Consider the following 26446-nt stretch of genomic DNA (forward strand, 5'->3'; position numbering starts at 1 on the left):
CCGGCGCCCAGCGCCACCAGTCTTTTCAAAGACCTCGCGCGGTCGGAGGTGTCGTAGGGGTCACCACGGCACCGACCGGACCACACACGTCCTGCCCTGGGCTGGACAACGCCGCCCCAGGCCCCTCAGAGATCCAGAACCTCTAATTACTAACGAATTAGAGGTGTCGTCGACGCGGACAGGCTTGCCCAGTAGGGCTGACCTGGCACAACGGGCGGTGTCCGATTTGCCGGGCTCCCACTCCCGGTCACACCTTCGGTCCCCCGCTGAAAGCAACCGTCCAGGCAACCGTTCAGCCCCCTTCCGGTGCAACCCTCTCCGCGCCTGCTGTGGGCCGGGGAAGGCAGGGGTTGGCCAGGCCGGCTCCCACCTCCAGGCCGCCCACCGCTCGGCCTGCGCGAAGATCCCGGAGCGTTCGGCGAGCATCGCCAGGACCTCACCGCGGGCGGCGTCGACGGCCTGGTGCTCGGTGTCGGAGACGATGCCGAGCCGTCGCACGTGGGCGTACTCGTCTTCGTCCTCCGCTCCCAGCGGGTGAGATCGGGCGTGACCACCAGGTCCACGGTGAGGTCGAGGGTGTCGAACCCGTCCGTGGTGCGGCGGGTGGGGTGCTCGAAGTTGACGTACCAGTTCCTCACCCTGCGCCCGTCCCCGTCGGGCACGAAGAAGGCGTTGACGCTGAACCAGGCCGCGGGCGGCTTCCACAGCAGCAGGTCGGTCTCCTGCCACACCGCGCCCGCGAGCTCCCACTCCCCCGTCGCCATCGCGTCGAACGCCTCCGTGCGCACCGACCGGTCCCCCTCCGCGCGGGCCTGCGCGTACAGGGCGGGCCACCGGGCCTGCGCTCCGGGCACGCAGGCGGTCACCAACGCCTCCCCGGTGTCGGCCACGACCCGCAGCGCCTGCTCGCTCCACACCCGGCCCAACCGGTGCACGTCACGCCGCACGACCGTCTGGCCCGTCTCGAAACCGCGCACCGCGCCCTCCTCCGGTCCGGGACCGTGCTGTCGGCCTGGCCTGCCCACCTCAGCCCACCCCGGCCGGGGTGGGCAAGCCGCCGTCCGGGGGTGGCTTGCCCAGCCAAGCCTTCGGCTTGCCCACCCGACAGATCGGTCACCGGGGCAGGCATGACCGATCGCCTCGGTCCATCGGTCAAACCGCACGTCAGCGCCCGTGACCGACCCATGCAACTCCCCCGCCGACCGGTCACCAGCCCTCGGTCAGCCGCAGCCTCACCGGGAGACTCCGCAGCGGAGCCACGACCGACGCCGCCACGCCCCTCGTACTCCGAACAGGGTGGACAAGCCACCGGCCGAGGCGGCTTGCCCAGGGTCCCCTTGGGCTTGCCCACTCCCCCGGAACACCCCGTTGCGGCAGTGCGCGCCGGGTAGCCTCCGGGCTCAATGCGCTGAGCTTGGGGGTGGGCGTTGAAGTTCACGATCGACACCGAGTCCGACTCGTACGAGGACGCTGATGGTCGGCGTGAGAATGACGTGGCTATTCGTCACTCGTGTCAGCACCAGTGCGTCATGGCCTGTCAGTGTGAACTACCGCTGACACTCCCCCGCAGACCATCACCCACCTCTCAGCCAGCTACATGCGGTCAGCCCGCCCGCTTCTACGCAGCCGGATGGCGATGCGATCCGCACCGACCGCGCAGCTTCTGGTGACCCCAGGCCCTCCCGCACCCTCAAGACGTTGATCCGAGTCAGTAGGCGCCGTACGGGCTCCAGCCCTGGAGGAACGGTTTCAGATCGTCGGCGCGGGGTTCGGGGATCTCCGGGAGCCGAAGCTGCTGAAATATCGGATGGGCACGCGCCACGTGTTCCGTGGCCCACAGCATCCACTCTTCAGCCGCCGTTCTTTCCGGTCCAGGCCGAAGCGTCGCCACGTGCGCACGGGCGGCTTCCAAGTAGTCGCCCAGGCGCGTCGCGCGGCGCCAAGCGGCCTCTTGCGAGTCCAGCTGTCGGACTCGGTAGTCCCCGGCGTACTGGTCGCGGGCCTCGGCCATCGCGGCTTCCCAGCGCAAGCGCCTCTGCCGCGCCTCCTCGAGCTCGGCCAGGCGCTTACGCTCGGCCGCCTCACCGCGCAGTCCGATCTCGTGGACGATCTCTGGGAGCTGCTCCTCCAGGAGATGCTCCGTGCTGTCGACCCACTCGGACCCGTGATGCCACTGGCCGCCACTGAGGGCAACGCGCAGCCGCTCAGACGGCCTGTAGTCGTACCGCGGGATCCTGATCCATGAGGACTTCTTGGCTTCTGCGAGCTCCTTGTCCGTCGGAATGTGTTCGCTTCGCTCCTTCTCCTGCAGCAGCCGGAATTCGATCGTCTGCCCTTGGGCTTTGATCGTGAAGTGCGCACAGGCAGGGAGGCGACGGTGAGGCAGCGTTGTCGCGCCAACGGTGCCAGCAGCACAGGTATGACCGTGACGTTCGGCGGCAGTGAGCAGCGCCTGCACGATCCGTAGAGCGCGTTGCTGGACTGACCGTGTCAGCCCGAGCGGCTGGGTCGCCTTCTGCATAGCCCGGACGACAGCATGCGGATGGGTCAGCCGTGCCGGCACCGCCACCGGTTCGAGAACGGCCAGGCGCCACGCGGGAATGTCCACAAGCTTGATCTCGACGCCCCCCTGGCACCGCCCCCAGTGCAGCTCCTTGGCCTTCGGGATCCGTCCAGATCGACTCGCCGAGGCGGCACGGCTCAACCAGGCGTCGGCGTCGGGGCCCGACTTCAGGATCCTGCCACCGGCTGCCTCCAGCTCCTCCAGGAGCTGGTCGGTGTACGTCTTACGCGGCTGCGGCGGAACACCGGGCGACGAACGTGGGGCAGTGGCTTTGGGCAGCCGGGGGATGGGAAGCGCTCGCGCCGGGGCTTTCGGCGCCGGGTAGGTGCCATGTGCCAGGTAGTGGCGTCCTGCGTCGGTCAGCACCGCATTCCACACCCCATCGCGCCTGGCTACTTTGGCTAGCCCTCGGTTCTGCAGAGCCTGACAGCTGGTCTTGTAGGTGGCGGAGGTCCCCTCGGGGCAACCTTTTCCGACCCACTCCAGCACCGCCAGCTGCCGTTCGTTGAGTGTCTGCTTCATGCCGCGCGCCCTCTACCGGTCGACGAGTTCGGGCCGGATGCTGCCAGGGACAGAACCGGTCGGTGCGCCGTACCGGAGCTGATTAGCCCGAAAGGATGTGCTCGCGGGCGACCCGAGCCGGACTCGTCAACCGGCTGCAACAGCCGAGGCAGCTGGCCTGGCCGTTGTGGTCACCCCGCGGTTGCGGCCGGGCCCCCGCCGAACCGGGGCACGTCATCGACAGCCGCGTCCAGGCGCAGGCGCACGTACCGGATCGGGTGACGGTAGACGCCGCCCCGGTCGACGGAGGTGTCGGCGCTGATCTCCGCGACGAGTTCGGGCCGGACCAGGGTGGTGTCGAGGACCCCTTTCCGCCGCGTTGGGTCGTCCTGCTTGCTTTGTGGGCTCACCCCGGCCTAATATCGTCATCATGACGATAACCGCCCGGTGGCCCCCTTCCTGCAGGCATTGACTCCAGGGGCTTCGAGTCCCTCCACGGACTTGAAGCGCACAAGTACGTGGCCCGCGGTCCCGCCGTCCACCTCAACGCGCTGCCCGCGGCCGTTCCGGGCGGTGGGGCCCACGACCACGTTGGGATCGACGACGGCCTCAGCACGGAGAAGTGATCATGTTCGAAATGCCGGTAAACCCCTTTGAGCTCTCCGAAGAAGCGCTGAGCCGAATATCTGCCGATGACTCATGGACCCCGATCGAGTCGGAGATCCCAAAGGCCAACGCCAAGGTGATTCGCCATTTCCTCACTCCGGCCGAAGTGGAGGCATTCGCGACCGAACTGGCTGCCCAGCGCTTTGCCCCGGTGGGCCGAGACGGCATTGCCGCCAACTATGCAGAGGGAGATCCGGTCGCTCATCTCCGCGCCACGGCCGAATCCACCGTCCTGGCGGCTGAATTCTACCGCAGGCTGCGGACGCTTCTATCGCTTGAAGTGGGATCGGGCGATCCGACAGATTCGGACGGAAGGCCCTGGAGGCCGACGGCCGTCAATCCGCGTATGCGCTTCATCACGTACGAACACGGCGGATTCATTGTCCCGCACTACGATTCGCCCTATTTCGCCCCCGACGGAAGGCGCACTCTCCTGACGGTCGTCGTCTACCTGTCGTATGAGGCCGTGGGCGGAGAAACGCGGTTCATCGCCGATAAGCAGAACGATCTTCCCTTTGCGCAACGTGACTTCTCTGACTGGCCGCGGCTCGCGAAGCCTGAGGAAATATTGAGTGCCCACCGCCCCGAACCGGGCGATGCGCTCCTCTTCTGGCATCGGACACTTCACGACTCGGCCCCGCTTCTTGAGGGTACGAAAACAATACTCAGAACCGACGTGCTCTACGAGCCCGTAGATGTGCCTTGAGCAGCGGCAAGGCCACCGTCGCGTTGTCCCTCACCCCGGAGACCGACGTCCGGCACGCCGTGATCGCCCACCTCCGGGCCGGGCGGCATCGGGCCCTGCCCGCGGCCGGGCATCGAATCCACTCGCACCGAACGGCAGGGATAGCAGCATGATCAACGGGAAGATCCGCACCGACTGGGTGGAGACGGTGTCTCAGGACGGCCTGCACCTGATGCAGACGCGCTTGGAGGTGAGAGTTCCTACGTCTGAGGGTCGCAAGTTCATCACCTGCGGTCTGGCCCGGAAGACGTACGTGGTGAAGGACGGTATTGCCTGTCGGGTTTCGTCCTACACACTCGGCCGCGACCTGGGCAGCCCGGGCAACTACGACTTCGAGATCGTTTCCGCGACGGGGGGCCCTGCGATCCAGAGGTTCTTCAACTGTGACGGCGTGCCGGCCGAGATACGCGAGGGCGCTCTGTTCGACGCGCATGAGGGGCTTGACGATGGCGAGTACATCGTCCGGATCGCGGCGGGAATGACGACCAGCTGGGACGGCGGGACGGGACAGAGCATCGAGCTCCCTGTCCCGCGCCACGAGCTCGCATTCGTCGTGGTGGGATCCGCACCCCAGGAGGTGCGCGCGAGTACCGGCGGCCCGTGGGCGGCGCGGCCCTCCGTGGAGATCCCCGTGGTCGATTGGCGCGATCAGCCCACGGCGGAGGCGGCATGGGAGGCCTACCTGAACGGGAACAGAATCAGTCTAGATGCCTACGGGATCTTCTCCCCAAAGCATCTGATGAGGAATCAACGGGATACCGCTCTGGAGATTCTCCGGAGCGAGGGCTACTCCATACCGCGACCGCGAACCCCCGAACCCGCCGAGACGCCGGGGACCTGGCTGGGCCACTGGGGTGGAGCATGGATGCCGGCCGATGTGCTCGCGGCCCTTCACACCGTGCCGGACGACACCGCGCAACGTGCGTGGTATCAGGGAGCGAAGGAATCCCTGGACATCGCATGGGATATGCACGTCCTGTGGACCACCGACGTGTTCTGACCGGGCCCGCGCTCCGTCCATGACCACCGTGGCGAGCCATCGGCAGTCACCCTGCACCTTGTGGTGCTGCCGAGTACCGGCCGCGGCCCGGTCCGCCTCCGGCCTGACTGCCGGTCGCGGCCCGGGCGAGGATGTACGGCAGCACCACAAGGTGCGCCCGCGAGGTTGCGCCAGCGCGGCATCCGCCACCGCATCGCCCGCATGGCTTTGTTCACTTTCAGCAGCAGCGTTTGTCGATGAGTTCCAGGAGCGGTTGGTCATCAGCCGGCTCGAAGATGTTCACGAGAAGGGAAGGCAGCGCCATGTCGCTGACGCGGTCAGGCCGATCGGCACTCGCCGACCGCATAGGCCGCGGCGTTGCCGCGATTCGATCGCGTCAGGGCGTCAGAGGCGTTCCAGCCGCTCAGGCAGACACAATTCCGGGCACGTCACATGAGCCGACACAGCTGGATGATGGCGAAGACCAGGAGCGCGATACCGCAGCATGCCTCCAGCACGCGTACGGCCACTGGCGGCAGCGCCCTGCGCAGCACCACGATGAGCCCCGCCGAGATCAGACACCAGAGCACTGAGGAGGCCATGAACCCGGCGAAGAAGACGCCCAGCTCCGACGCTCCGCCCGGTCCCAGTACAGCGCCCACCCCGCCGGCCGCGCCCGACCAGTAGACAACGTTCCATGGGTTCGCCAACGACATGCCCGCCCCCACAGCCATGGCCTTGCGGTCCTGTCCTCCCTGCGGTTCCGTCATCGGGTCTGGTCGTCCCTTTCGCGCGGATGCGTCGCGCAGGCCTACCACCCCCAACCACGCCAGCAGCAAGCACCCGGCAACCGTGAGCGGCACACGCAAGGCCGGCACGGCGAACAGTGCCCCGGCCCCCGCCAGACCGAGGGCCGCCCAGACGGCATCGCCCACCAGCGATCCGACCTGGACCGCGAAGGCCGGCCCGAACCCGCCCCGGATCCCGCGCCGTAGCGACTCGCTGAACACCGCACCCGGTGCCGCGTTGAACACCAGCCCCAACCACAGAGCCACCATGAAGATCTCGATCATGGCGGCCACTGTGCCGGGGGTTCTCCGTGCGGTCTTGTCAGATGTTGATCTGGGACAGCCGACGGAACCGACCGGGTGTGATGGCATACGCCGCAGTGAAGTGGCGGTGGAAATGCGCCTGGTCGGCGAAGCCCAGCAGGTGAGCGACGTCGGCGACGGGCTCGCCCTTGCGCAAGCGGCGCCGCGCCTCGGCCAGCCGGGCCGACAGGTGCCAGGCGTAGGGCGGGGTACCGGTGGCACGGGTGAACGTCCGGATCAGGTGCTCCCGTGACATCCCCGCTTCAGCGGCCAGCTCGGCCAACCTGGGCACGTCGGACAGGTCACGCAGGCGGTCAAGGACCGCTGCTATCCGGGTGTCGGCGGGCTCGGGAGCACGCGCGCGCCGTCCCGCGGCCAGGTCGATCAGCCGCGACAGCACAAGTTCCAGCTGCTCCTGGAGCAGAGCTGCGGATTCGGCCGGCGCGGAGTGCCCGTCAGCCGTGAACTCGCGGAAGGCCTTGGCGGCAGCAAGGAGCTCGCCGCGAAGGTAGGGCGAGCGGACGACCGGGCGTTCGAAGTCGACCAGGTCCTCGCCGGTCAGCGATTCCACCAGCGCCGGCGGGACGTACCAGCTCACGGCCGTGAAGCAGGTATCGGGCGGGGCCTGCGTGGTGCACGACTGGACCTGGCCGGGGTTGTAGACGGTGACCTCGTCCAGGCACACGTCGAACGTGGTGCGATCCAGCCGGACCCGCTCCAGGCCACAGAGGTTGACGCTGATCACGTACTCATCGTGGCTGTGCCGCGGAAACCCTCCCGAGGCGGGCCGCACCACCGCCAGCTGACCTCCACCCCATTCCGTGTCTCGCATGCCCAAAAACTACTGCAGGGCATGGACATGGCCGGACGGGGGCGGTCCGCGGCTCCGTCCAGACGGAGTTCGCCGCCCACCGCACCGTCCGGTACGTCACCCCCACAACTCGACCTTGGACATCTGCGGCATGACCAGGACCCTTCACCAGAAGCACCCCGATACTGCCCTGGCAAGTACCCCAGTGCCGTCAAATCTCGTGCACATCACCCGACCATGGATCCGGGTGCCTCCCGAACCCATGAGCAACTGACGGCACTACTCGTGAATAGGTACCTGTTCTATATCCCGGTTTTCGAGGTGTCCGGAGCTCTAGCCTGTAGTGGTGTCCGAGGGTTCCGGGCGGCTCGGGGTGCAGGTGTGCGGAGGCTGTGGTGACCGGTTGAGGCCGGCCGCACGGCCGGACGCGCTGTTCTGCTCGGCGGCGTGTCGTGCCAGGTCGTGGCGGCGGGATCGTCGCTTGCGGCGCCGGGTGGTGGCGGAGTTGAACAGGGCGGGTCGGGTGGAGTGTCCCGAGTGCGGGACAGCCTGGGTGGCCGGGGTGGATCGACGTTCAGACGCCGTTTTCTGCTCGCGGCGGTGCCTGATGAGGGCTTGGCGGTCGCGGAACGAATCGTTCGGAGAACGGTCACAGTGACCTGTCCACGAACGCATCCGAATTGGGCCTTCGGTCGGATTCCGGTTTTTCCAGTCATCCGTTGTGACCTTCGGCAGGTGGGTTCGACTCTCGGTTACGACAGCGGGCCGCGTCTTGTCACGGCCGAGGGGGCGTGCCCCGGCCCGTTCAGGGTGGTGAGAACCATGCCCGAGAAGATCGAGAGTGCCGACAAGGTCGGCAGCGTCAGCGCCCACCGTTACGAGCAGATCGTCGCGGAGCTGCGCAAGATCGTGGAGGCCCAGACCCGGGGTCAGTTCGCGATCGGGGACTACGCCTTGGAGATCGAGCCCATGCGAGAGCAGGGCCCGCAGGACAGGGGCGAGGAGTTGTTCACGGTCAAGGACTCGCTGTTCCGCTTGGCCGAGGACATCGGCTTGTCCTACTCAGCCGTGAACGGGGCCCGTTGGGTCGCTTCGCGGTGGCCCAAACAGCACCGGCAGGCCCGCGTGTCCTTCACGGTGCACCGAATCCTGGCGGCTATCTCGAACGAGGAGGAGCGGTTCACCGCGATCCTCACCCCACCGGGCGGGAAGGCCCGGTGGACTCCCGACGACGCGTCGCGGAGGGTCGGCCGTCAGGTCGAGAGGCCGATCACCCCGCAGGAGAAGGTCAGTGCGATCCACACCCTCGCGAGGGACGAGGCAGTCGCCGCGGTCGTCACGGGTGACCTGCTGCGACGTCCGTCCGTGGTCGCCCAGGTCCGCCAGGAGGACCGGATCAGCGCGGCCCACGCGCTGGTCGAGGACGAGCAGATCGCCGCGGTCGTCACTGGCGACCTTCTCAAGCGGCCCACGGTCGTCGCGCAGGTCCGGCAGGAGGACCGGGTCCGGGCGGTCGAGGAACTGACCCGCGACGAGGGTGTCGCCGCGACGGTGACCACGCGCCTGCTGCGGCGGCCGGACGTCGCCTTCCGGGCGATGTCGGACGACACCGCCCGCCACCAGGTCAACCACGCTCAGGTCGAGCGGGGCCGACAGGCCCGCGAGGACTTCGAGCGCACGAGTCCGGTCGCGCCGGCGGTGAAGCGGATCGACCGCTCGGTGGAGTTCCTGGGCCTGATCACCGCCTGCCACGCGTTCGTCGCGGCCTCCGGACGGGTCGTTCCCGGGATGCGGGACCGCCAGCTCAGCGACGACGAGAAGTTGATCATCCACGAGAACGTCGCCCGAGTACGGGCGACGCTCGACTGGATCGAAACGGCCGTCGATACCGGCAAGGTCGACGTCGACGGCGAGCTGACCCGCCTGCTGCAAGGCGAGTAGTGGGATGCCGCGCGCGTCGCAGCGCCGGTCACCGGCGGCCCAGCGGCACGCCGACACCGTCCGCTTCATCCTCTTCGAGGCACGGCCCGCCGGCCTGGCCTTCAACCAGTTGGTCAGGTCGAGCGAGCTCTCCGCCCATCAGGCCCGCTCGGGCCTGGCCTGTCTTCGGGACACCATCGCCGAACACGGCTGGCCGCCCCTGATCTGGACGAGAGCGGACGGCTACAAGTTCTGTTCCGACCCCACCGAGCTCCAGGCCTACGAGGTTGCGGTCATCCGCGAGAAGCTCACCGAGATCCGCCGGTTCATCACCGGCGTCGTCGCCCCGCACGCCGTCCTGCAGCCCAAGGGCCGGTGGATCCGGCACCTGAACACCCAGCTCAACTCCGTCGAGTCCACGCTCGATGTGATCGCCGACTACATCGACGCGTGACGCGGTGGGGCCGGCCGCTTCGCGGCTGGCCCCACCCCCGTGGAGGGAGGGGAACGTTGGTCCGGCGCCGCTGTTACCCCTCGGACACCTACGACGACGAGTGGGCCCTGATCGAACCGCTCCCTCAAGTAGGAGCGATGACAATGAACCCCGTCATGTCACCGAAAGGCGTGACTTGACGGGAGAGACCCCCCCGCCAGTGGAGGCAGCCAACGACCATCCACGAGTGCGGGGCAAAATCACCCTCCGGCTCCATCTGCTCCTCCCGACCGGACCCTCCCCGCGGGGCGCGGGGTCGACCTCGGCCACTGCCCAGTGCTCCGGGGGTGGAAGCGTTTGACCTGGCCCGGTGCGCCCTTCCGGCACCTCGCGAAATCAGCCACGCTGGGGTGAGCGCGGAAAGCTCAGCCGAACCGCCGACATCGGCCCATGCGTTGGGTAAGGCGCCAAGCGCCGTAGCGAACAGCACTCAACGACCACAGCGACGACCAATAGACGGAGAAGCTCATAAAGAACAGGATCGCCACACCGAGCACATCACCGACGGCGGCCGATGGCTGAATTTTGAACAGTAAGACAAAAATCAGCGCAGCCGCGACCAGAGAGGCTGCAGGTGCACACACCGCCAGTACCTTCCATACACGACCGCCGCGCGTGACCAACCGTTCAAACCCAAAGGCAACAGGAAAAACGAGAAGACTTGCGGCAAACCCCACACCAGCGGCAACCAGAACGACTTTGGCGTAATCCCTGGCGATAAAGTCATCGTCAATGAAAAAGACTGCCACAATCGGTAGGGTAACGACCATGAATGCCAATACGATGACTGCTGTCGTAATGGCGATGGACAGTGAGTGCCGAAGGACCGCCCACCCTCGAGACTCAGGATTATAGACAGGTGCGGGGTTTTCGAAGGCGGCGGTGACGTGTGGATTCGTCGGGGGTTCGCCAGGCAAAATTCACTCCTTCACGCTGGGTCTCACAGTCCCTGACGCATCCGCCCGCCTCCGCGGTTGCTGCGGGACGGGCCGACGGGCCGGTCCGGTCCGGCGGTGGCGGAGCGGGGCGCGGGCGAGTACACCGGTACGGGCCCCGCGGGCAGCAGGCCACGGCCCGCAGTGCGCGTCACCCGGCCGGTGCACGGCTTCGGGCCCGTCCCCAGCGGGCGGCTGCCGGTCAGGCTTGCCACCTCGCACAGCAGCACGGCCACCTCCGCGGCTGCTTTCGCCTGCGCCCGCAACTCCTGCGCCCGGTGCCAGGAACCGGCCGCCTCCACCGCCTCCACGAGCACGATCAGCAGCGTCAGCACCACCGCGGCGCCGCCGCCCCGGCCCGCGAGCGGCGCATGCTCCAACGCCCGCGCCGACTACCGCCAGCCCGCGCGGGCGCGGCCTCCAGACAACGGCACCGGGAGCGCGGGCGGCCTGCTCGAAGGCATCGGCCGCCGCCCGGACACGGTCGCGGACCAGGGCCGGGGAGTGGGTGGCGGCCACCGCCAGGAGGTCACCGAGCGCGAGCGACGTCACTGGCGCCGGAGGCTTGTCCGGCGCGGCCCAGGAGTGCGGACGCCTCCCGGATCCGGTGCCCGGCCAGCGCCCAGTCCGCGGGGGCGACGTGCGGAAAGAAGCGCTCACGGACCCACGGCAGCGACAGGTCGTAGGCGAGCGTCGAACCCGCGAACCACACCGGGCGGGAGCTGCAGACCGCTCGGTCACCAGGCAGCGCGGCCGCGTACCCGACCAGGGCGCCGTCATCGCCCGGGCGCTCGCGGACGCGCAGTCCGGTGTCGCGGAGGCGCTCCAGGAAACCCGCGTCGCCCTGCGCGAGCGCGGCCGCGGTCCGGACAGTGCGCTGCAGGGACTCCCGGGCGGTCTCGACCAGGCCGCGACAGGCGGCCTTCTCCACCTCGCCGTGGAATGGGCCGGCCGATCAAAGCCCTCATAGTCGCGTAAGTCGACTTACGCGACGCCGGTAGAGCGGCCTGAGGCCGAGCTCGGAGCGTGGCACGCGCCCGCGCACCGGCCGGCGTACCGGCAGCCGCACAGCTGGGTGAACGCGCATGGCGCGGCCGACCGGGGAGGAAGCGGACCACCCTCACGTGTCACACAGGGAACCGACAGGGCTCCCCGGTGCGCTGGTTCGTATGCCGAGGCGGCTGGCGATGCCCAGCGGGTCAGAGTGCTCCGGGGACTGGGCAGGCCGTGAGAAGCAGTCGGGCGCGGTTCCGGAGGGCTTCGTCCTCCCGGAGCTCACCGGACCATCCCCGCGGGCGCGGGGTGGACCAACCGCGGGCCTAGGCTGGACGCAGAGATTCGATCAAGGAAGCAGGGTAGTGCGAATAGAGCGTCACCAGGTGGGCGGCGCCGTCGTGTCGGCGGCACTCGAGGACTTCACGAACCGCATCGGGGGTCAGGTGCGGTCCATGTCGAGGGGCGGCCGGATGGCCACCTACGAGTGGCAGTCGATCGCCGACGAGTTCCTCGACTACCTGGGCGCCCTGTCCGTCGAGACGCCCGGTCTCGACACCGCGGAGGCCAAGATCGCCCTCAAGGACGCCTCCGAGGCCGCGGCCGGCGCCGTCGCGTACGCGGCGTACCACCCGCACTGCGGCTTCAACGTCTTCCTGGAGTACGTGAACTTCGGTATGAGCTACGACCCGGGTGATGACGCACCCGAGGAGAGCGTCACGCCTGGGGAGTGGATCGACGCGCTCTGCCTGTCGGCCCTCAGGGACAAGGCCAAGTGGCACGGCGAGGAATTCACCTTCGCCCGGCAGAAGTTCGCCGAGCAGGCGAAGGGAACGCCCGCTGGCGAGCTCGCCACGGGGTTGACGGCCGTGGCCCTGGACGACGCCGGCGACGGCGAGTACCCGCCGAGCACGCAGGCCAAGCTGGCCGCCGTCGACGCGGCCCTGGACCGGATCCGTACCCGTGCGGCGGAGACGGGCGAGCCCCTCCTGGACCAGCCGAACGGCCTGGCGCTGCGGACGCTGCGGACGCTGGCCGCCGAGGACCGCCCGGGCTTCGACGCCGCACTGGCCGAACTCCTGGTCAGGCACAGCGCTCTGCACGGTCCGGCGGACTCCCCGAGCAGCCTGCTCCCGCTCGTGCCCATCGCCCTGGCCGCGATCGCGTACCGGACCCTGGGCTGGGCACCGGCTGTTCGCACCGACTACCTCCCGCACGCGCTGGTCACCGGCTTCGAGAGCCGGGGGCCGCGAGTCGGAGGGCTCGGCCGGAACCGGCGTCCGGACGCGGTCGCCGCGCTCGCCGCGGGCCCGCTGGTCGTGGAGCGGCCCGCCTGTGAGCGCGAGGGGATCGCACGGATCGAGGCCATGTACGAGGAACACCTCCACGAAGCGTTCGCTCCCGTCGACGGCAAGCCCCTTGCTGTCTGGCATCTGGGCAGCGTGCTGGAGGACCAGCAGCGCCTGTTCCAGTGGCGGGCGGGAAATCCCGGCGACGTTGCGGACGCCCAGCTCGCCACTCTTCGCATGGCCTCTCAGATGGGGGCGGCCCTGTTCCGCATCGCGCTCGCGGAGCCGGACACCGAGGTTGAGGTGTCCATCGGCGGGCGCACCCTGCGCTACCCCGCCAAGCGGGGCAGGGAAGCCGGTGCCGGGTACTGGCAGGCGGCCACCGCCTTCGCCCTGATCACCGGCGCACGCGAGGACCTCGCCCCGCTGGTCCTCACCGGCCCCACCTTCGCCCGCCCGGACGGCTCCGCCTTCACCGCGTACCGCGAGGCCCTCCACGCCTATCTGAAGGGCGCCGACCCCGAAGCGGCCGCGCAGCGGGCGCTTCACGAAGCCGAGAAGGCCAAGGACTGGGGCTTCGCGATGCCGCCGGCCGTGCTGCTCTCTCAGCTGGTGGAGGGCGACGAGGAGAGCTTCAACCTCGCTCTGGCCGACGCGCTGGAAGCCCACCGCGCGTACTACGAGGTCGGCGACCGCTCCGACTATCCGGAGGTCTCCGTCAACCTCGACGTCCTCGCGCTGGCCTGCCACGCCCGCCGTCGCGGCTGGAACATCCGCGTCGAATCCCCCTACCTCCCGCAGGACCTCCTGCGAGCCGCCGAACCCTGCTAGGCCGTTTGCTGACCAACGTCGCCATCGCGGAACTGGGCGGACCGTTCCCCACCGACATGCCCAGCTGGCTCTGGTAGATGAGGCCCAAGAACTGTCCCTCGGCACGCCGTGCGCCACCGCGCCGGTCTTCCAACCAGTCACGCTTCGGGAAGCCTTCCGTCCTCGGCTCATACACGATCTTGTCGTGAAAGCCTTCTGACACATCCGAGTCAGCCGCTTACGCTCGCCAGCAGGTTCGCCGGACCCTGGCAATCGCCACCAGCAGCGACCTCAGCTGTGACGAGCAGGGGAACAGCGATGCCGTCACGGACACTCAGCGGGCCGTTCCCGACGGGAGGCCGGTGTGACACGCGTGCGTGGGTCCCGGCGTGCCGTGTGTGGCGGGCGGGTGACCCAGCGGCGCCGTCAGCGTGAACCGCTCAGGCACTGCACCGAGCATGGTCCCGTAACTCCGGTCCCCCTGTCTGTCAGGAGCCTTTCGTGCTGGAACGCGCCCTTCGCAAGAACACGGCCACGGTCACCTTCGTCCTTCCCGCCGGCATGCCTCCGGCGGAGGTGAGCGTGGTCGGTGACTTCAACGACTGGCGTCCCGGAGTCCATCCCCTGACCCCGCGCAAGGACGGCAACCGGGCAGTCACCGTGGACCTGCCCACAGGCCGCAGCCACTCCTTCCGCTACCTCGCCGCCGGCGGCCACTGGTTCAACGAGGAGGCCGCCGACGGCCAGGACGGCCCCAACAGCCTCATCCACACCTGAACACCGCCCTACGGACCCTTCACCCCCGGGCGCGGAAAGCCATGCGCTGCCGTTCCAGGGTCGCGCCATGAATGATCAGGGCGAGGAACTACTGGCCCGCGTCCGCACGGTGCTGTCCGACGCCGGCTTCGAGGAAATCGCCCCCGGCTCCGAAGGCGTGCACCTGATCCGGCACGCCCGCGGAGTCATGGTCGGCTGGCTACCCGAAGACACCAGCCCACCTCCCCGGCGGCGCGGCCCCCACCGCCGCCGCCCCTCGCCCCACGATCTGCCCGGACTCCGGCACGCCTTCGGCCTCGCCATGGCCGCAGCACTCCGCGCAGCCGGCCTGACCGTGGAGACCCGCGGCGATGAATGGCTCCTGGTCCTCTTCGACCACCCCGCCGGCCCCCCCACCCCCGAAGGTGGCGGGGCCGGCGGGCTGAGAGCGTCTACGGGGCGGGGGTGACCTCCACGTCGGTGCCGCCGCAGCCGGCAGCGATGTCCAGCAGCCGGTCCCGCTCCAGCTCGTCCACCGCGAGGTTCTCAGCTCTCGGCGGGGGCGGCGGGCTGGTCTTGCCGGGAATCGGATCGCCATCAACGGGGTTGGTGGGGGATGAGCCGATATTGGAGGGTCATGCGAGCGATTCAGGTGTACGAAGTGGGCGGTCCCGAGGTGCTGCAGGAGGCCGAGGTGGACCAGCCGCGGCCGGGTCCGGGCGAGGCGGTCGTGGAGGTCGCCGCATCCGGGGTCAACTTCCTCGACGTCTACCACCGCGAAGGCCGGTACAGCCTCCCGCTGCCCTTCACCCCGGGCGCTGAGGGCGCCGGCACGGTCGTCGAAGTTGGACCCGGCGTCGCTGACGTCGCAGTCGGGGACCGGGTCGGTTGGGTGGAGATTCCCGGCACGTATGCCGAGCGGGCCGTCGTGGACTCCTCCCGGCTGGTGCCGCTGCCCGACGATATCGGCTTCGAGACAGCCGCCGCCGTGCTCCTGCAAGGCATGACCGCGCACTATCTCGTCAAGGACGCCTACCCGGTTCAGGGGGGCGACACGGTGCTCGTGCATGCGGCTGCTGGTGGCATGGGGCTGCTTTTGACCCAGCTCATCACCCATCTCGGCGGCAGGGTGATCGGCACGACGTCGACCACGGCGAAGGCCGAGCTGGCGAAGCGTGCCGGGGCCGCTGAGGTGATCCTTTCCTCCGCAGTCGACGATCTCGCAGCCGAGGTGAGGCGGCTCAACGGCGGTCAGGGACTGCCGGTTGTCTTCGACGGCGTCGGCGCGCACACCTTCGATGCGAGCCTCGCCAGCCTGCGAACCCGCGGCCATCTCGTGCTCTTCGGCGCGGCAAGTGGTGCCGTGCCGCCGTTTGATCCGATTCGGCTCGCCCACGGCGGTTCGCTGACCCTGATCCGGCCCAGCCTCGGGGACTTCATCGCCGATCGGTCCGAACTGCTCCGACGGGCCGCCGATGTGTTCGAGTGGGTGCGCTCCAAGGCGCTTGAGGTCACCGTAACGGGCCGCTACGCGTTGTCCGAGGCCGCCCAGGCCCACAGCGATCTGGAGGCTCGGCGTACCACCGGCAAGCTGCTCGTCGTACCCGATGCGGCCGCTATTGGACGCCGCGGGGAGACGCAGAGCTGATCGCGGGTGACGAGGTCGGGGATCTTGGAGACTGAGATGTCGAGGGCGTGGCCGACCGTCATCGCCAAGATCCCCGACAGCGTCAGGCACTCAGCAGGCCAAGATCAAGTTCTGGCGGGTTTCTGGCGTATCCGGGTCACACCCCTTCAAGATCCCTCAGCCGAGGCCTGGCTCACCCGTCCACAGCCTCCCGGGACAGAACACCTAGTCGCTGCGCGACGACTACCCCTTGCCCTTGAGTCCGTTGCGCCTCTTCCGGCCCGACCCGCGCGTCTTCCTTCACAGCCTGGCGCGGTTGCCCGAGGTTCGGCGGGCGTGGTTGCGCGGGCTTCACGGGCGGGTTCGGGCGGTCTCCTGGCCTAGGCGACGTTCGGGTTGGCCGGCTGTTCTGAGCCCGCCGTCACCCGGCGGCCCTTGCCGCGCTTGACGAGGACCACTGTCTTCATGGTGACCCCCGGGTAGTTCGGGGTGTAGTACGCGCCCGTCCAGTAGTCGTGGAAGGAGGCCACCGTGCCGATCGTGTACGTCATCGGGTTCGCGGACGTCTGGCCGCTTCCGGCGAAGGCCTCCATCGTCACCGTGTCCTGGCCGTCCATGCCCACCACCGCTGCGGCGTGGTACTGCGACATGATCTGCTCCCCGGGGTTCATGGCGAGCATCAGGTAGGACTGTCCCACCACCGGGCTGGCGTCGCGGTCCGTCGCCCCCTGGAAGTCGCCTGCGCGGTCGCGGTTCTGCTCGTCCGACATGCCGAAGGCCTTGAGCCCGGCGCTCGTACGGACGTTGCTGTTCGCGCCGTCGGCCAGCTCTCCGACGGCGTTGTGCATGATCTCCTCCGCCGTGTGGAGGCAGTCGTCCAGGATGTTCCGCGCCAGCTCGTGCTCCTGGTACAGCTCCGTGCCGCCGAAGAGGGCCTGCTGCGCCGTGCTTGTCGGGCGCAGGGCCGGGGAGTAGGACCCCGCGGGCGCGTTGACGCGGATCCAGATCGACGTGGCGTCGTCGCTCGGGACGGCGAAGACGCCGTTCGCCGAGACCGTCATGTGCTGCTGGTTCGGGCCGGCCTGGGCCGCCCAGCGCTGGACCGACCTCTGGGCCGCCCCCTGGTCGGCCCGGCCCGCCTCCTGTGCGTGCTGCTCGGTCCTCGGCGCCGCCCCGCTCATGGCGCGGCGCGCGTTGCTCTCCGCCTCCCGCTCGAAGCGGTCGGAGGGGTCGGAGACCCGCAGGCCCGCTCCGTTGTCCGTACCCGCCACGGGGCCCTGGCGCTGCTGGATCACGTGGGTGAGTTCGTGGGCGAGCGTGAGCTTGTCGGCGCCGCCTTCCCCGATCACCACGTGGTTCCCACTGGTGTACGCCCGAGCGCCCACCTCGGCTGCCGATGCCTTCGCCGCGCTGTCGTCGTGGATGCGGACGTCGGAGAAGTCGGCGCCCAGCCGGCTCTCCATGTCCGCGCGCGTGCTGCCATCCAGCGGCCTGCCGCCGGCCCGCACCACGTCGTGGACGGCCGAGCGCTGGACCGGCGCCTCCTCCGCCTCGTGGCCGCACCCCGCACCGTGCCGGTGCGGCTGCTGCTTCAGACGCTGGGCGACCACCGCGTTCCCCACCGTCGCCTGCAGCCCGAGGAGCCCGGAGGCCTGTGCGGGTGGTGCGGTGACCGGCCTGCGGACCGTCGACCGGGGGTCCTCGGTGGCGTTCGACCTGACCTTCGCGTGGTCCTGCACTGGCGCTTCCTTCGTCGGAGAATCGGAGCCGTGCGTGATGCCTGTGTCCTGCGTACGTCTCGCGTACGTCCTTGTCCTGGATACGCCGGGCGACCCCGCGGACGCCAGGTACCCGAGGGCAGACTCGACCGGCCGTGAGGGCAGTCTCAGTTCCTCCTGAAGAACTCGACCTCCACCGGCGCCACATGACGGCCCGGGGTGAGCCCCGCCGCCTCACGGATCACCAGCCGCACCGACACCACGTCGCTGTACCCCGTCTGGATCGTCTGCGGGCCCGGCTTGCCGGCGAGGGTGAGCCCCTTCGTCCGTACGGTGCCGTCCGCCGGCCGTCACCACCAGGTCGAGTTCGCGGGTGTCCCCGGCCGGCCCGCGCCACCGCCCTGGTCGCCCTCGCCCAGGACCTCCCCCCAGCGGTCCTCGGACCGATGCTCGGCCTCCACCCCGTCACCGCAGCCCAATGGCGACAGCGAGCCGCCACCGACTGGACCGCCTACCTCGGAGTTCTTGTCGATCACCCGAGGCCTGACGGTACGACGGGCTGACTACCTGGTCGTAAAGGTCGGTTGTGAGCCTGGTACGACGGCTCGTCGAGCTAGAGAAGAGGCGACGTGACTACTCTTCTGACACCCGCGACCCCGCTGACCGGTGCGATCGTTGCGGCGCCCAGGCATATCTGCGCGTCGTCCTGCTGAGCCGGGGTGAACTGCTCTTCTGCGCCCACCGCGGTCGCAAGATCGGGCCGGAACCGCGGAAATACAGGGTGGGACCGAGCGGCTCACGGTGACCGTGTCGGCAGCAGGTTCAGGAGGAGCAGCACGCAAGGGCTCCAGGTCCCAGTCCATCGCCAGGACCGCTTGCCGTTGGCCGCCGGGATCCAGGCGGTGTTGGCCAGCGCCATGATGCGGCCCGTGCCGCCCTTGTACGCGTAGAAGGTGTGATGTGCCCGTGACGGCCGTCCCTGCTGTCACGCACTGAGCATCGTCGCCGCGGTACCGCCGCGGCGGCCAGGATCTAGCCGAGCCAGACGATGTCCAGGACGGACAGGTGCCGCAGCGCCCGGTTGGCGAAGTAGATGACGGGCAGGCGGCCGGCGGACGCGATCCGGACGTCTTCGCCTTCGGGGTCGTCGGGGTCCCACTGGCGGAAGCCCCATGGGTCGGCCGCGGCGGCGTCGAGGAGGTCCCAGACCGTCTCTTCGGCGTGCTCGGGGAGTTCGCGGCGAGGACCTTCGCGGCCGGGGTCGAGAGGCGGACCGCGTACGGGGGCAGGCTCACCGGCGCCGCCGGCCGCGCAGCTCGGCCATGTCCATGAACCCGGACCCGTCGTGGCCGGACTCCACGAATCCGTCGACCGCGGGGGCGGAGGCGAGCCGGGCCTGCCAGACGTGGACGACCTCGTAGAGGGTGTTCAAGGAGAAAGTCCGGCGCGACTCCTCCAACGCGGACGCCCACTCCCGCTCGAAGGCCGGCACCCACCGCTCGGCGCGCCGATCGGCCCGGAGCTGGGCGAGGAGTTCGGCCGGCGCCCCGGGTGCGGGCGCGTACGGGGCGGCGGGGGTGTGGTCGGGCTGGGCGCTCATCGGCTCCTCCTCGGCGGAGTGCTACCGCCACGTAGAACGACGGGAGCCGGGCCGTGAAGGTCCGGGCGGACGAGGAAGTCCGAACTGCCGTCCCGGGCACCCGCGGCGCAGCGGCCCTCTTCGCCGGGTACAGCGGGGTATCGCGCGTTCGGGCGAGCTCGGCGTGCGCACTGTACGAGCCGGGCGCAGTCTGTCCGCGCCGGGCAGCCACAGCGGCGGCCCACGGACGAAGGAGGCGTCATGGCCGACAAGCCGGATGAGACAAAGGTGTGCTCGACGCGGGCGCGGACCCGTCGGTGTTCGGCGTTGTCCTCCTCCTGGCCGCGCAGGAGGGGACGTCCGGCTCGTCTGCGGTGCGGGACGATCAGGCCGGTGCCCAGGTAGGCGCCGTCCGCGATGACCGTCGTCCCGGCCGCCGCGGCTGGCAGACCGGACTCACGCCAGACGTGGGTGTCGACCTTGTTCCCCGGGGCCGGGCGGGCGCTCGCGACGACCAGGCGGGTTTCGGCGTCGATGATGACCTGCACGTTCGCCGAGAACCGGTAGTTCCTCGATGAGGCGCCGACCGTACGGTCCCGGACCGGGATCAGGGTTCCGTCCACGATCCACAACCGGTCCGCGTCGGCGACCGGCCTCGGGGCCGGCTCCAGCGCCAGCAGCGGCCGCAGGCGCTGGATCACCCGGCAGACCGCGGCCGGGGAGATCCCGAACAGCGGTGCGAGCTGCCGCATCGTGAGGTTCCTGTGGTAGTAGGCCGCCACCAACAGGACTCGGTCAGCCAGCCGCAGGCACCAGGGCCGGCCACCACCGGTCCCGTTCCCGCCGCGCTCCCGCACCACGTTCACCAGCCTCGCGAACCGGTCCATCCGCAAGCCGGTGAACGTCTCCACCCCCACCGACTCAGCCCGCAACACCCCACCCATGCAGGCAAAATGCCCAAACCTGAGCCTTCTGGAACACCCTTTGGGCCGAGGAGGATGGGTTCGGTGAGGCGGGAGGCCATCTCGATGTAGGTGCCGGCGGTGGTCAGGTCCTGGCCGGCTACGTAGGCCCAGATAGAGAAACGGTTGTAGCCGGATTCCGGGAGCGACCGCGGGCGGCTGCTCTGGGAAATGTCGACGAGAAGCAGGAACAGGGTTCTGCGCGTTGCAGGCCGAGGCCGATACGAAGGGCCCCACCTGGCAAGCCGTTGAGGCTTCTGATCTTGCCGGACACCCATTCCTTCCATGGCATCCCCGACTACGCTTGCCATGGTCACGGCCAAGATCGAACGAGGGGGGGGTACACCCATGCCGTACGAGACCGGCGCCAAGGTGAAGCTGACCAGGGATGTGCAGCTCACCGCAAACGACACGGCGGCCAGGATCGGCTTCCCCGGTCCGCTGTGCCTGGCCGAGGGCTTGCAGGGCATCGTCACGGGCTCGGCAAAGGAAGCCAGCGGCGTGGCCCAGGACGGGCTCGCGGAATTCGAACGGCGAGTCCGCGGCGTCCAGTTCGATGGCCACACGGCCGGCCTGATCGACAGTCTCCGTCAGCAGATCATCCGGCACGGAGGGCTCGACGCCGGAGTCGGCGCTCAGATCAGATACAAGGTGCGCTTCGAGAACGGGTTTGTTCTGGGCGGTCTTGAAGAAGGCTGGCTGACCGAAGCCTGAGTACCTGCCACCGCGCCCCCGCCGGCTGACGGGGGCGTCGCGGTCTCTGGAGCCCTTCTCACCAGCCTCGCCCGAATGGCGGACGGAAATCGGCGAAGAAGCCTCACCGGCCACCGTGCCGGTGCGGTCCTCCTCAGCCCGGGTATGCGATCGAGCCCAGCGGCGGGCAGGGAATGAGCATGGTGCCGGCGCCGGGACGTTCGACGAAAGCCCGGGCCTCGGCGGCCCGCAGGCGCTGGGAATCCAACTCGTCGGCGTCCCAGGCGTCGCGCCTAGCACGGGCGTAGTCCCACGAGTCGTCAATCAGACTGAGGCTGGTATTGCCGGAGCTGCGCTGGAACTCCGCCTTCAAGGCTGCCTGTTGGAGTGCGGTCTGGGTCGCCGCGAGGTCGATGCGGGTGATCAGGACGCCGAGGGTGTTCGGTTCCCGGGTCGGCATGGGGGCCTGCGGAAGCGGGGACACCCCCGTGTCGAGACGGCCGATGTTGTCAACGGCCGCTGTCTGGGCGTCCCGCACCATGAGCTGCGTTTCCTGGTGCAGCCAGAAGAACTCGTCGAGGTCCGCCTGAGTGATGCGCATCCGCTGGTACAGGGCCCGGAAGCGGGGATCGTCGTGCAGCGGACGCAAGGGAGCGACGTGAAGCGCCACGCAGTCGTTGTAACCGGCTGCCACCGCGGCGTCGAGGTGGAAGATTCCCTGGTCCGCCTCTCCGCGTAGGACGGCCATGACGCCGAGGCTCGAGTGGCCGGCGGCGACGAGCCACGTGCCGTCGGGGCCGAGCGCCGTGGCGCGCGCGACGACGTCGTGGAAGCCCGCGGTGCCCACCGCGGCGGGACCATTGGTCATGGCCTCAACCAGCAGTTCGTGAACACGGGCGGCCAGTGAGTTGACGGTGTCGACCATGGATCTCCTCGAACCTCGGTGGTGAAGAGCGTAACGGGTGTTGATTCTCTGGCAACTCCCGTGAACATGACGGGCGGACGGGGTGAGCGGTTCCTGCCCGGGCCGGGCCGTGGCCACGAGTGGCATCGGCGTCTGGGCCTGCTCGACCGCCGCGTCGCTCTTGGCAGACAGCCGAGTCCACGCTCACGTCCCAGCAGGTCGGTCCATCTCGTCGCCCCCGGCGGTCAGCAGCAGTCGCATCGGGGTCGCGCAGGACTCGCAGTAGATGGCCATCGGCCCCGTCGAGGCCCGGCGTGGGCGAGACCCACGAAGGGCACCGGTCCTTCCTCCTGGGGTGGCTGGCCCGGGCGCATGGCCGGCTCCGCGGCGATTCGCCCGCGGTCCGGGCGATGCGGATCTCGTCCGGGGCGCAACCCTCAGCTTCGCGCTGGTGGGGCTCGTGGCGGACCGGCCACATGTCGCTGTCCGGCCACAGCACTGGCCCGCCGACATGACTGAGCCTTTTCCAGCCTCGGTTTGAGCAGGTGAGGTGGAGGGTGAGGACGGCTTGGACGAGGCCGGTGATCCGGGTTGTCGAGCATCGCAGCTTGCGTAGTAGCCGCCAGGTCTTGGGGGTGGCGATGGCGGGTTCGACCAGGGCTCGGATCTTGGCCTGCGAGCGGTTCACGGCCTGCTGGCCACCGCGGGAAAGGTTCTCCCAGCGGCCTCGGTAGGGCACACAGCCGGGCCCGCACCCTGGTAGCCCTTGTCCGCCCAGCAGTTGACGTCTGCTGCGGCGAGGGCGGTGAGGATGCCGTGTCCGCGTGCGGCTCGGATGTGGTGAAGCCGATCCACGCGATCACATCGCCAACCCGGACATCTGCGCGGAGCCCGCGCTGGCCGGAGCGCGTCGTCGAAGCCGACGGACGGCAACGCACCGAAGGCCGACACCAGACGGTGCCGGCCAGGCGCTGGGCGGGCGCGGGCCAACGCGCTCGCCGGTTTCCTGCGGTTCGGGCTTGCGACCAGTCGCCGTCAGGAGGACACCGCCGTCATCCGGTCGGTGTCGTCGCTGCGCACTGTCTACTGATGGGGCACGGGCCGCAACCGGGCGGGGACTAATACTGGGCTCCGCCGGCCCTCGCCGGCCTGCCGCCGGGGGCGCAACGTCCCGCGGCCTGCAGCCCGCGGCCGCCATCGGCTCGCTGGGCACCGTCTACCTGACGTACAACGCCTCGAACGGCAAGAACTGCGTCGCGACCATCCGCAACAATCCGGGTGCGGCCGTGGACATGGCCCTCTGGATCGAAGTTCCCGAAACCTGGGGGGCGAGGACTACGGCCGGTACACGTCGTACGCGGGCCCGGCCTACGTGTACGGCAAGGGCCACTGCGTCGACTGGGGCGGGGGCATCAGCAACGTGCACGTGCAGGTGTACAACTCCAACTGTGGCGCGCTCAAGGAACACCGGGTCACCGAGGTCCGCTGACCCGAGCTCCTCCTGACCGCGGCGTTCCGTGCCGTCGTGCGGTCGTCGGGGGCAGGATCTGCGACCCGCCCACCGCACGGAAACCGCCGCGGTCCGGCTCGCCCCGGCAGACTCGCCGAGTTCTGCCGGGGCGGGGGTCCCTGATAGGCCCTGTTCTCGTTTAGCTACGGCCAACGGGCATGTAGCGCTGCGTGACGGGGTGCCGGTAAGAACCGCGTCACCGTCACCAGCCGCAAACGGCGGTGATCAGTCCTTGGATGGTGATCTTCCTGGGCTGGGCGGCTCGTACACTGACGAAAATGGAGGACCACACGGCCACCGGGATCGGTGCACGTCCGGCGCCCGTCTTGCGGCAGTACGTCGACTCGTATGTCGGCTTCGACCTCCGCGGGCTCCCGACGGGGGTGCACTGCGGCCCGCCGGGCCGCGCGCTCACTGCGGTGATCAGCCTGTCAGATCCTTTGGAGGTGGCGGCGGGCGTTGACGACGGGTCACCGGTCACCCGATTCGGCAGCGTGGCCGGCGGTCTGATGTGCCGGTCCGTCGCGATTCACCACGACGGACGCCAGCAAGGTGTTCAGGTATCGCTGACACCGCTCGGGGCCCGGGCCATCTACGGCATGCCGTCCGCCGAGCTCGCCCACCGACTGGTCCCGCTTGACGAGCTTCTCGGAGCGCTTGCCGTCGAGCTGGTCGACCGGCTCCGATCGGCGACGACATGGGCGGCGCGGTTCACCGCGCTGGATGAATTGCTGCTCCGGGCTGTCGGTCGTGGCGCCTGCGGCGACCATGTGCGCTGGGTGCGCCCGGAGGTAGCCGAGGCGTGGCGCCGCCTCGTCGCCGCGCGGGGTTGCGTCCAGGTTGGTGCGGTCGCCGCGGAACTCGGCTGGAGCCGTCGGTACCTCACCGAGCGGTTTCGCGGTGAGGTGGGCCTGTCGCCGAAGACCTTCGCCCGAGTCTTGCGCTTCGAGCACGCGCACGAACTGGCGGCGGTGCAGGACCCGCTCCCGTGGGGCGATGTGGCAGCCGTCTCCGGCTACGCCGACCAGGCCCATCTCGTTCGGGACTGGCGCGAGTTCACGGGCCGATCGCCGACGGCCTGGCGTCGCAGCGAAGTCCTCCTCGGAGCTGGGTAGCCGCCACCCGTCTGCCCTTCGCGTCGGCTTCTCTTCCCTTTTCTTCAAGACCGCCCGATCGCTGTCGTGGACGATCGTCGGCATGAGACTCGTCAACCACGAACGCAATGCCATGGACCTGCGGACCACCCCCGTGCACCTCGGACTGGGATCGAGAGCGAAACCCGTCGCGGGCTTCACCTGGGACCCGGAGGTGCTCCAGGCCTACAGCGCCGCGGTCGCGGCAGACGGCGCCGAGGGCCGGATGGTGATGATCTTCGACGGCGACGGGCTCGGCGACCATTGGGAGAGCCACCCTGCAGGCGACGAACTGGTCGTTTGCCTCAGCGGGTCCGTGACGGTCACCCGCGACGTGGACGGGGTGCCCGACCGCGTTCTGCTCGGGCCGGGCGAGGCCACCATCAACCCGGCCGGGGTATGGCACGTGGTCGACATGGAGGGGCCGACGTCCATCCTGGCCATCACTGCGACCCTCGGCACCGACCACCGTCCTCGGACCGGCACCCGCCCGACCGAACGCGTCGGCACGCCCAGCCCGGAGGAAGCGCCGTGACGACACGCATCGCGTGCCTCGGCGACAGCCTCACCCGCGCGCAGTTCAGCGTCGACTACCTGGATCCACTCGGACGACGCCACCCTCCCGGTGACGTGCAGCTTGCCCGTTTCGGCGCCAACGGCGACTTCGCCTACAACCTCTTGCAGCGCCTCGATGCCGTCGTCACGAACCCACCCGAAGTGATCACCGTGTTGATCGGGACCAACGACGCCCGAGCGAGCCTTGCCGGCTACCCCGTCGAGCAGGCCATGAAGCGCAAACAGCTCCCCGATCGCCCGTCGGCCGGCTGGTTCCAACAGTGCCTGGGAGCCGTCGTCGCACGGCTGCGAGCGGAGACCGACGCGACGATCGGTCTGCTGTCGCTACCGGTACTCGGCCAACAACTCGACGGAGCAGCGGCACAGGCATCGCAGGCGTACAGCCGGATGATCGCCGAGGTCGCCGCCACCAACGAGGTGGCCTACCTTCCGCTCCACGAACGCCAGATCGAGGAACTGCGCCAAGCGGACCCGTCGCCGATTTCATACCGGGAGGTGACGCCCGCAGCGGTCGTCGGCGTCCTCGTCCAGCACGCAGTGCTGCGCCGCAGCCTCGACACGATCTCGCGGCGGCGAGGTCTCGTGCTCACGACCGACCACATCCACCAGAACAGCCGCGGCGCCGCCCTTATCGCTGAGGTCATCGACGCCGGTTTGCTGACCCAGAGCGCGTAGCTGGTTCCGGCGCCCGGCCAGTCGGATGCCATCTACCGCGGAGGCGGCATCCGATCCAGGCGGTGAACGCCTACGGCATCCGGCTCGTCTGGCTGCGTGGCCACCGCGAGGGCACCTGGGTCACGGTCCCGTGGCGGCTGCTGTCGTCCACGCGACCCCATTCGGCGAGCCGGTGGCTCTGTCGATGACGAGGAGCAGCGTTTCTCGGGCGGTCCGGCGGGAAACGCGTCGGCGTCCACCTCGCCCACCACGAGCACGGCTTTCTCAAGACGGTCCACGTGGACGACAAGATCCTCGTCATGGTCCTCAACCACCAGGCCGGCGAGCTGGACGATGCGGGACCCGCTCCGGCGGAGGTGGCGGTACTGCGCACCGTCGACGCCTGCGGCAGCCACACCGACCACGACGGCCACGCCTGGTGGGCGCTCCTCGACGCCCAACCCCGGCCGAAGAAGCACCTGGCGTAGCACCACAGGCCAGAACCCGGTCTGCCCCGGCGGTTGCCGGAGTGGGACTG

Annotated in this window: 24 protein-coding genes and 4 pseudogenes; 15 read left to right on the forward strand and 13 right to left on the reverse strand. The window is 69.3% G+C overall.

Annotation, left to right across the window (positions count from 1 at the left end):
- Positions 1-149: 149 nt before the first annotated feature.
- From OG472_RS00250 to OG472_RS00260, 3 genes are all read right to left on the reverse strand, one after another.
- Positions 150-764 (reverse strand): DUF402 domain-containing protein, encoded by a 615-nt coding sequence (locus tag OG472_RS00250; RefSeq protein ID WP_405834718.1) that lies wholly within the window; start codon positions 762-764, stop codon positions 150-152.
- A gap of 944 nt (positions 765-1708) precedes the next feature.
- Positions 1709-3085: a hypothetical protein gene (locus OG472_RS00255; protein ID WP_405940603.1), complete on the reverse strand. Its 1377-nt coding sequence runs from the start codon at positions 3083-3085 to the stop codon at positions 1709-1711.
- Between the two features lie 170 nt (positions 3086-3255).
- Complete coding sequence (locus OG472_RS00260) at positions 3256-3474, reverse strand: hypothetical protein (RefSeq protein ID WP_405826958.1); 219 nt, start codon at positions 3472-3474, stop codon at positions 3256-3258.
- A 218-nt stretch (positions 3475-3692) separates the two neighbouring features.
- On the opposite strand from OG472_RS00260, the gene OG472_RS00265 reads away from it, so the two are divergent.
- Both OG472_RS00265 and OG472_RS00270 read left to right on the forward strand, forming a co-directional pair.
- Positions 3693-4436, forward strand: a complete 744-nt coding sequence (locus OG472_RS00265) for a 2OG-Fe(II) oxygenase (RefSeq protein ID WP_405834719.1) — start codon at positions 3693-3695, stop codon at positions 4434-4436.
- A gap of 148 nt (positions 4437-4584) precedes the next feature.
- Positions 4585-5475, forward strand: a complete 891-nt coding sequence (locus tag OG472_RS00270) for a hypothetical protein (RefSeq protein WP_405826959.1) — start codon at positions 4585-4587, stop codon at positions 5473-5475.
- A 428-nt stretch (positions 5476-5903) separates the two neighbouring features.
- On the opposite strand, the gene OG472_RS00275 is transcribed toward OG472_RS00270, so the two are convergent.
- Positions 5904-6527, reverse strand: a complete 624-nt coding sequence (locus OG472_RS00275) for a LysE family transporter (protein ID WP_405826960.1) — start codon at positions 6525-6527, stop codon at positions 5904-5906.
- Between the two features lie 37 nt (positions 6528-6564).
- Positions 6565-7377 carry a helix-turn-helix domain-containing protein gene (locus OG472_RS00280; protein ID WP_405940604.1) on the reverse strand — a complete coding sequence of 271 codons (813 nt, stop codon included), beginning with the start codon at positions 7375-7377 and terminating at the stop codon, positions 6565-6567.
- Positions 7378-8178: 801 nt separating this feature from the next.
- Here OG472_RS00280 and OG472_RS00285 point away from each other — a divergent pair.
- Positions 8179-9297 (forward strand): DUF6192 family protein, encoded by a 1119-nt coding sequence (locus OG472_RS00285; protein WP_405940605.1) that lies wholly within the window; start codon positions 8179-8181, stop codon positions 9295-9297.
- A 4-nt stretch (positions 9298-9301) separates the two neighbouring features.
- Positions 9302-9730 (forward strand): RacP protein, encoded by a 429-nt coding sequence (locus OG472_RS00290; RefSeq protein WP_405826963.1) that lies wholly within the window; start codon positions 9302-9304, stop codon positions 9728-9730.
- Between the two features lie 404 nt (positions 9731-10134).
- On the opposite strand, the gene OG472_RS00295 is transcribed toward OG472_RS00290, so the two are convergent.
- The 3 genes from OG472_RS00295 to OG472_RS00305 all read right to left on the reverse strand — a co-directional run bounded on the left by OG472_RS00295 (position 10135) and on the right by OG472_RS00305 (position 11635).
- A complete protein-coding gene (locus OG472_RS00295; protein ID WP_405826964.1) occupies positions 10135-10518 on the reverse strand; it encodes a hypothetical protein in 384 nt (127 codons plus the stop codon).
- Positions 10519-10709: 191 nt separating this feature from the next.
- Positions 10710-11084, reverse strand: a complete 375-nt coding sequence (locus OG472_RS00300; protein WP_405826965.1) for a hypothetical protein — start codon at positions 11082-11084, stop codon at positions 10710-10712.
- Positions 11085-11233: 149 nt separating this feature from the next.
- Positions 11234-11635, reverse strand: a complete 402-nt coding sequence (locus OG472_RS00305; RefSeq protein ID WP_405826966.1) for a hypothetical protein — start codon at positions 11633-11635, stop codon at positions 11234-11236.
- A gap of 427 nt (positions 11636-12062) precedes the next feature.
- Here OG472_RS00305 and OG472_RS00310 point away from each other — a divergent pair, with 427 nt between their 5' ends.
- From OG472_RS00310 to OG472_RS00325, 4 genes are all read left to right on the forward strand, one after another.
- Entirely contained in the window at positions 12063-13817 is a 1755-nt protein-coding gene (locus OG472_RS00310) for an immunity 49 family protein (RefSeq protein ID WP_405940606.1), read from the forward strand.
- Positions 13818-14297: 480 nt separating this feature from the next.
- Entirely contained in the window at positions 14298-14573 is a 276-nt protein-coding gene (locus OG472_RS00315) for an isoamylase early set domain-containing protein (RefSeq protein ID WP_401614857.1), read from the forward strand.
- Positions 14574-14640: 67 nt separating this feature from the next.
- Entirely contained in the window at positions 14641-15021 is a 381-nt protein-coding gene (locus OG472_RS00320; protein ID WP_405940607.1) for a hypothetical protein, read from the forward strand.
- A 168-nt stretch (positions 15022-15189) separates the two neighbouring features.
- Positions 15190-16200, forward strand: a complete 1011-nt coding sequence (locus tag OG472_RS00325; protein WP_401614854.1) for a quinone oxidoreductase family protein — start codon at positions 15190-15192, stop codon at positions 16198-16200.
- 359 nt (positions 16201-16559) lie between these two features.
- Here the strand turns inward: OG472_RS00325 and OG472_RS00330 are convergent, their stop codons facing one another.
- Complete coding sequence (locus tag OG472_RS00330; protein ID WP_405940608.1) at positions 16560-17918, reverse strand: DUF4157 domain-containing protein; 1359 nt, start codon at positions 17916-17918, stop codon at positions 16560-16562.
- A 608-nt stretch (positions 17919-18526) separates the two neighbouring features.
- Here OG472_RS00330 and OG472_RS00335 point away from each other — a divergent pair.
- Positions 18527-18716 (forward strand): annotated as a pseudogene (locus tag OG472_RS00335) (hypothetical protein); the annotation flags it as partial.
- A gap of 472 nt (positions 18717-19188) precedes the next feature.
- Here OG472_RS00335 and OG472_RS00340 read toward each other — a convergent pair.
- Positions 19189-19497, reverse strand: a complete 309-nt coding sequence (locus OG472_RS00340; RefSeq protein WP_405826969.1) for a DUF6247 family protein — start codon at positions 19495-19497, stop codon at positions 19189-19191.
- Between the two features lie 269 nt (positions 19498-19766).
- Positions 19767-20420: pseudogene (locus tag OG472_RS00345) on the reverse strand (transposase family protein); the annotation flags it as partial.
- A 366-nt stretch (positions 20421-20786) separates the two neighbouring features.
- On the opposite strand from OG472_RS00345, the gene OG472_RS00350 reads away from it, so the two are divergent.
- A complete protein-coding gene (locus OG472_RS00350) occupies positions 20787-21152 on the forward strand; it encodes a hypothetical protein (RefSeq protein WP_405826970.1) in 366 nt (121 codons plus the stop codon).
- A 133-nt stretch (positions 21153-21285) separates the two neighbouring features.
- Here OG472_RS00350 and OG472_RS00355 read toward each other — a convergent pair whose 3' ends face one another.
- Together OG472_RS00355 and OG472_RS00360 are read right to left on the reverse strand one after the other, a co-directional pair.
- The gene (locus tag OG472_RS00355) at positions 21286-22056 is read right to left on the reverse strand and encodes a hypothetical protein (RefSeq protein ID WP_405826971.1); all 771 of its coding nucleotides are present in this window, start codon (positions 22054-22056) and stop codon (positions 21286-21288) included.
- A 514-nt stretch (positions 22057-22570) separates the two neighbouring features.
- Positions 22571-22881 (reverse strand): annotated as a pseudogene (locus OG472_RS00360) (transposase family protein); the annotation flags it as partial.
- 233 nt (positions 22882-23114) lie between these two features.
- Here OG472_RS00360 and OG472_RS00365 point away from each other — a divergent pair.
- From OG472_RS00365 to OG472_RS00385, 5 genes and pseudogenes are all read left to right on the forward strand, one after another.
- Positions 23115-23524 (forward strand): annotated as a pseudogene (locus OG472_RS00365) (spore-associated protein).
- Between the two features lie 299 nt (positions 23525-23823).
- Complete coding sequence (locus tag OG472_RS00370) at positions 23824-24660, forward strand: helix-turn-helix domain-containing protein (RefSeq protein WP_405826972.1); 837 nt, start codon at positions 23824-23826, stop codon at positions 24658-24660.
- An 82-nt stretch (positions 24661-24742) separates the two neighbouring features.
- Complete coding sequence (locus tag OG472_RS00375) at positions 24743-25213, forward strand: cupin domain-containing protein (RefSeq protein ID WP_405826973.1); 471 nt, start codon at positions 24743-24745, stop codon at positions 25211-25213.
- Positions 25210-25929, forward strand: coding sequence for an SGNH/GDSL hydrolase family protein (locus tag OG472_RS00380; protein ID WP_405826974.1), 720 nt, complete (start codon positions 25210-25212; stop codon positions 25927-25929). The genes OG472_RS00375 and OG472_RS00380 overlap by 4 nt, the downstream gene beginning before the upstream one ends.
- A gap of 278 nt (positions 25930-26207) precedes the next feature.
- Complete coding sequence (locus OG472_RS00385) at positions 26208-26396, forward strand: hypothetical protein (RefSeq protein WP_405826975.1); 189 nt, start codon at positions 26208-26210, stop codon at positions 26394-26396.
- Positions 26397-26446: the final 50 nt, after the last annotated feature.

The sequence above is a fragment of the Streptomyces sp. NBC_00207 genome, from assembly GCF_045160965.1.
In the GTDB taxonomy this organism is placed as follows: Bacteria; Actinomycetota; Actinomycetes; order Streptomycetales; family Streptomycetaceae; genus Streptomyces.

What these genes read in the sequence shown, in the direction of transcription:
- OG472_RS00325 (WP_401614854.1), top strand. Translation starts at nt 15,190, where the DNA reads ATGCGAGCGATTCAGGTGTACGAAGTGGGCGGTCCCGAGGTGCTGCAG.
- OG472_RS00285 (WP_405940605.1), top strand. Translation starts at nt 8,179, where the DNA reads ATGCCCGAGAAGATCGAGAGTGCCGACAAGGTCGGCAGCGTCAGCGCC.
- OG472_RS00355 (WP_405826971.1), bottom strand. Translation starts at nt 22,056, where the DNA reads ATGGTCGACACCGTCAACTCACTGGCCGCCCGTGTTCACGAACTGCTG.
- OG472_RS00375 (WP_405826973.1), top strand. Translation starts at nt 24,743, where the DNA reads ATGAGACTCGTCAACCACGAACGCAATGCCATGGACCTGCGGACCACC.
- OG472_RS00320 (WP_405940607.1), top strand. Translation starts at nt 14,641, where the DNA reads ATGAATGATCAGGGCGAGGAACTACTGGCCCGCGTCCGCACGGTGCTG.
- OG472_RS00370 (WP_405826972.1), top strand. Translation starts at nt 23,824, where the DNA reads ATGGAGGACCACACGGCCACCGGGATCGGTGCACGTCCGGCGCCCGTC.
- OG472_RS00265 (WP_405834719.1), top strand. Translation starts at nt 3,693, where the DNA reads ATGTTCGAAATGCCGGTAAACCCCTTTGAGCTCTCCGAAGAAGCGCTG.
- OG472_RS00275 (WP_405826960.1), bottom strand. Translation starts at nt 6,527, where the DNA reads ATGATCGAGATCTTCATGGTGGCTCTGTGGTTGGGGCTGGTGTTCAAC.
- OG472_RS00340 (WP_405826969.1), bottom strand. Translation starts at nt 19,497, where the DNA reads ATGAGCGCCCAGCCCGACCACACCCCCGCCGCCCCGTACGCGCCCGCA.
- OG472_RS00290 (WP_405826963.1), top strand. Translation starts at nt 9,302, where the DNA reads ATGCCGCGCGCGTCGCAGCGCCGGTCACCGGCGGCCCAGCGGCACGCC.
- OG472_RS00255 (WP_405940603.1), bottom strand. Translation starts at nt 3,085, where the DNA reads ATGAAGCAGACACTCAACGAACGGCAGCTGGCGGTGCTGGAGTGGGTC.
- OG472_RS00280 (WP_405940604.1), bottom strand. Translation starts at nt 7,377, where the DNA reads ATGCGAGACACGGAATGGGGTGGAGGTCAGCTGGCGGTGGTGCGGCCC.
- OG472_RS00250 (WP_405834718.1), bottom strand. Translation starts at nt 764, where the DNA reads ATGGCGACGGGGGAGTGGGAGCTCGCGGGCGCGGTGTGGCAGGAGACC.
- OG472_RS00350 (WP_405826970.1), top strand. Translation starts at nt 20,787, where the DNA reads ATGCCGTACGAGACCGGCGCCAAGGTGAAGCTGACCAGGGATGTGCAG.
- OG472_RS00270 (WP_405826959.1), top strand. Translation starts at nt 4,585, where the DNA reads ATGATCAACGGGAAGATCCGCACCGACTGGGTGGAGACGGTGTCTCAG.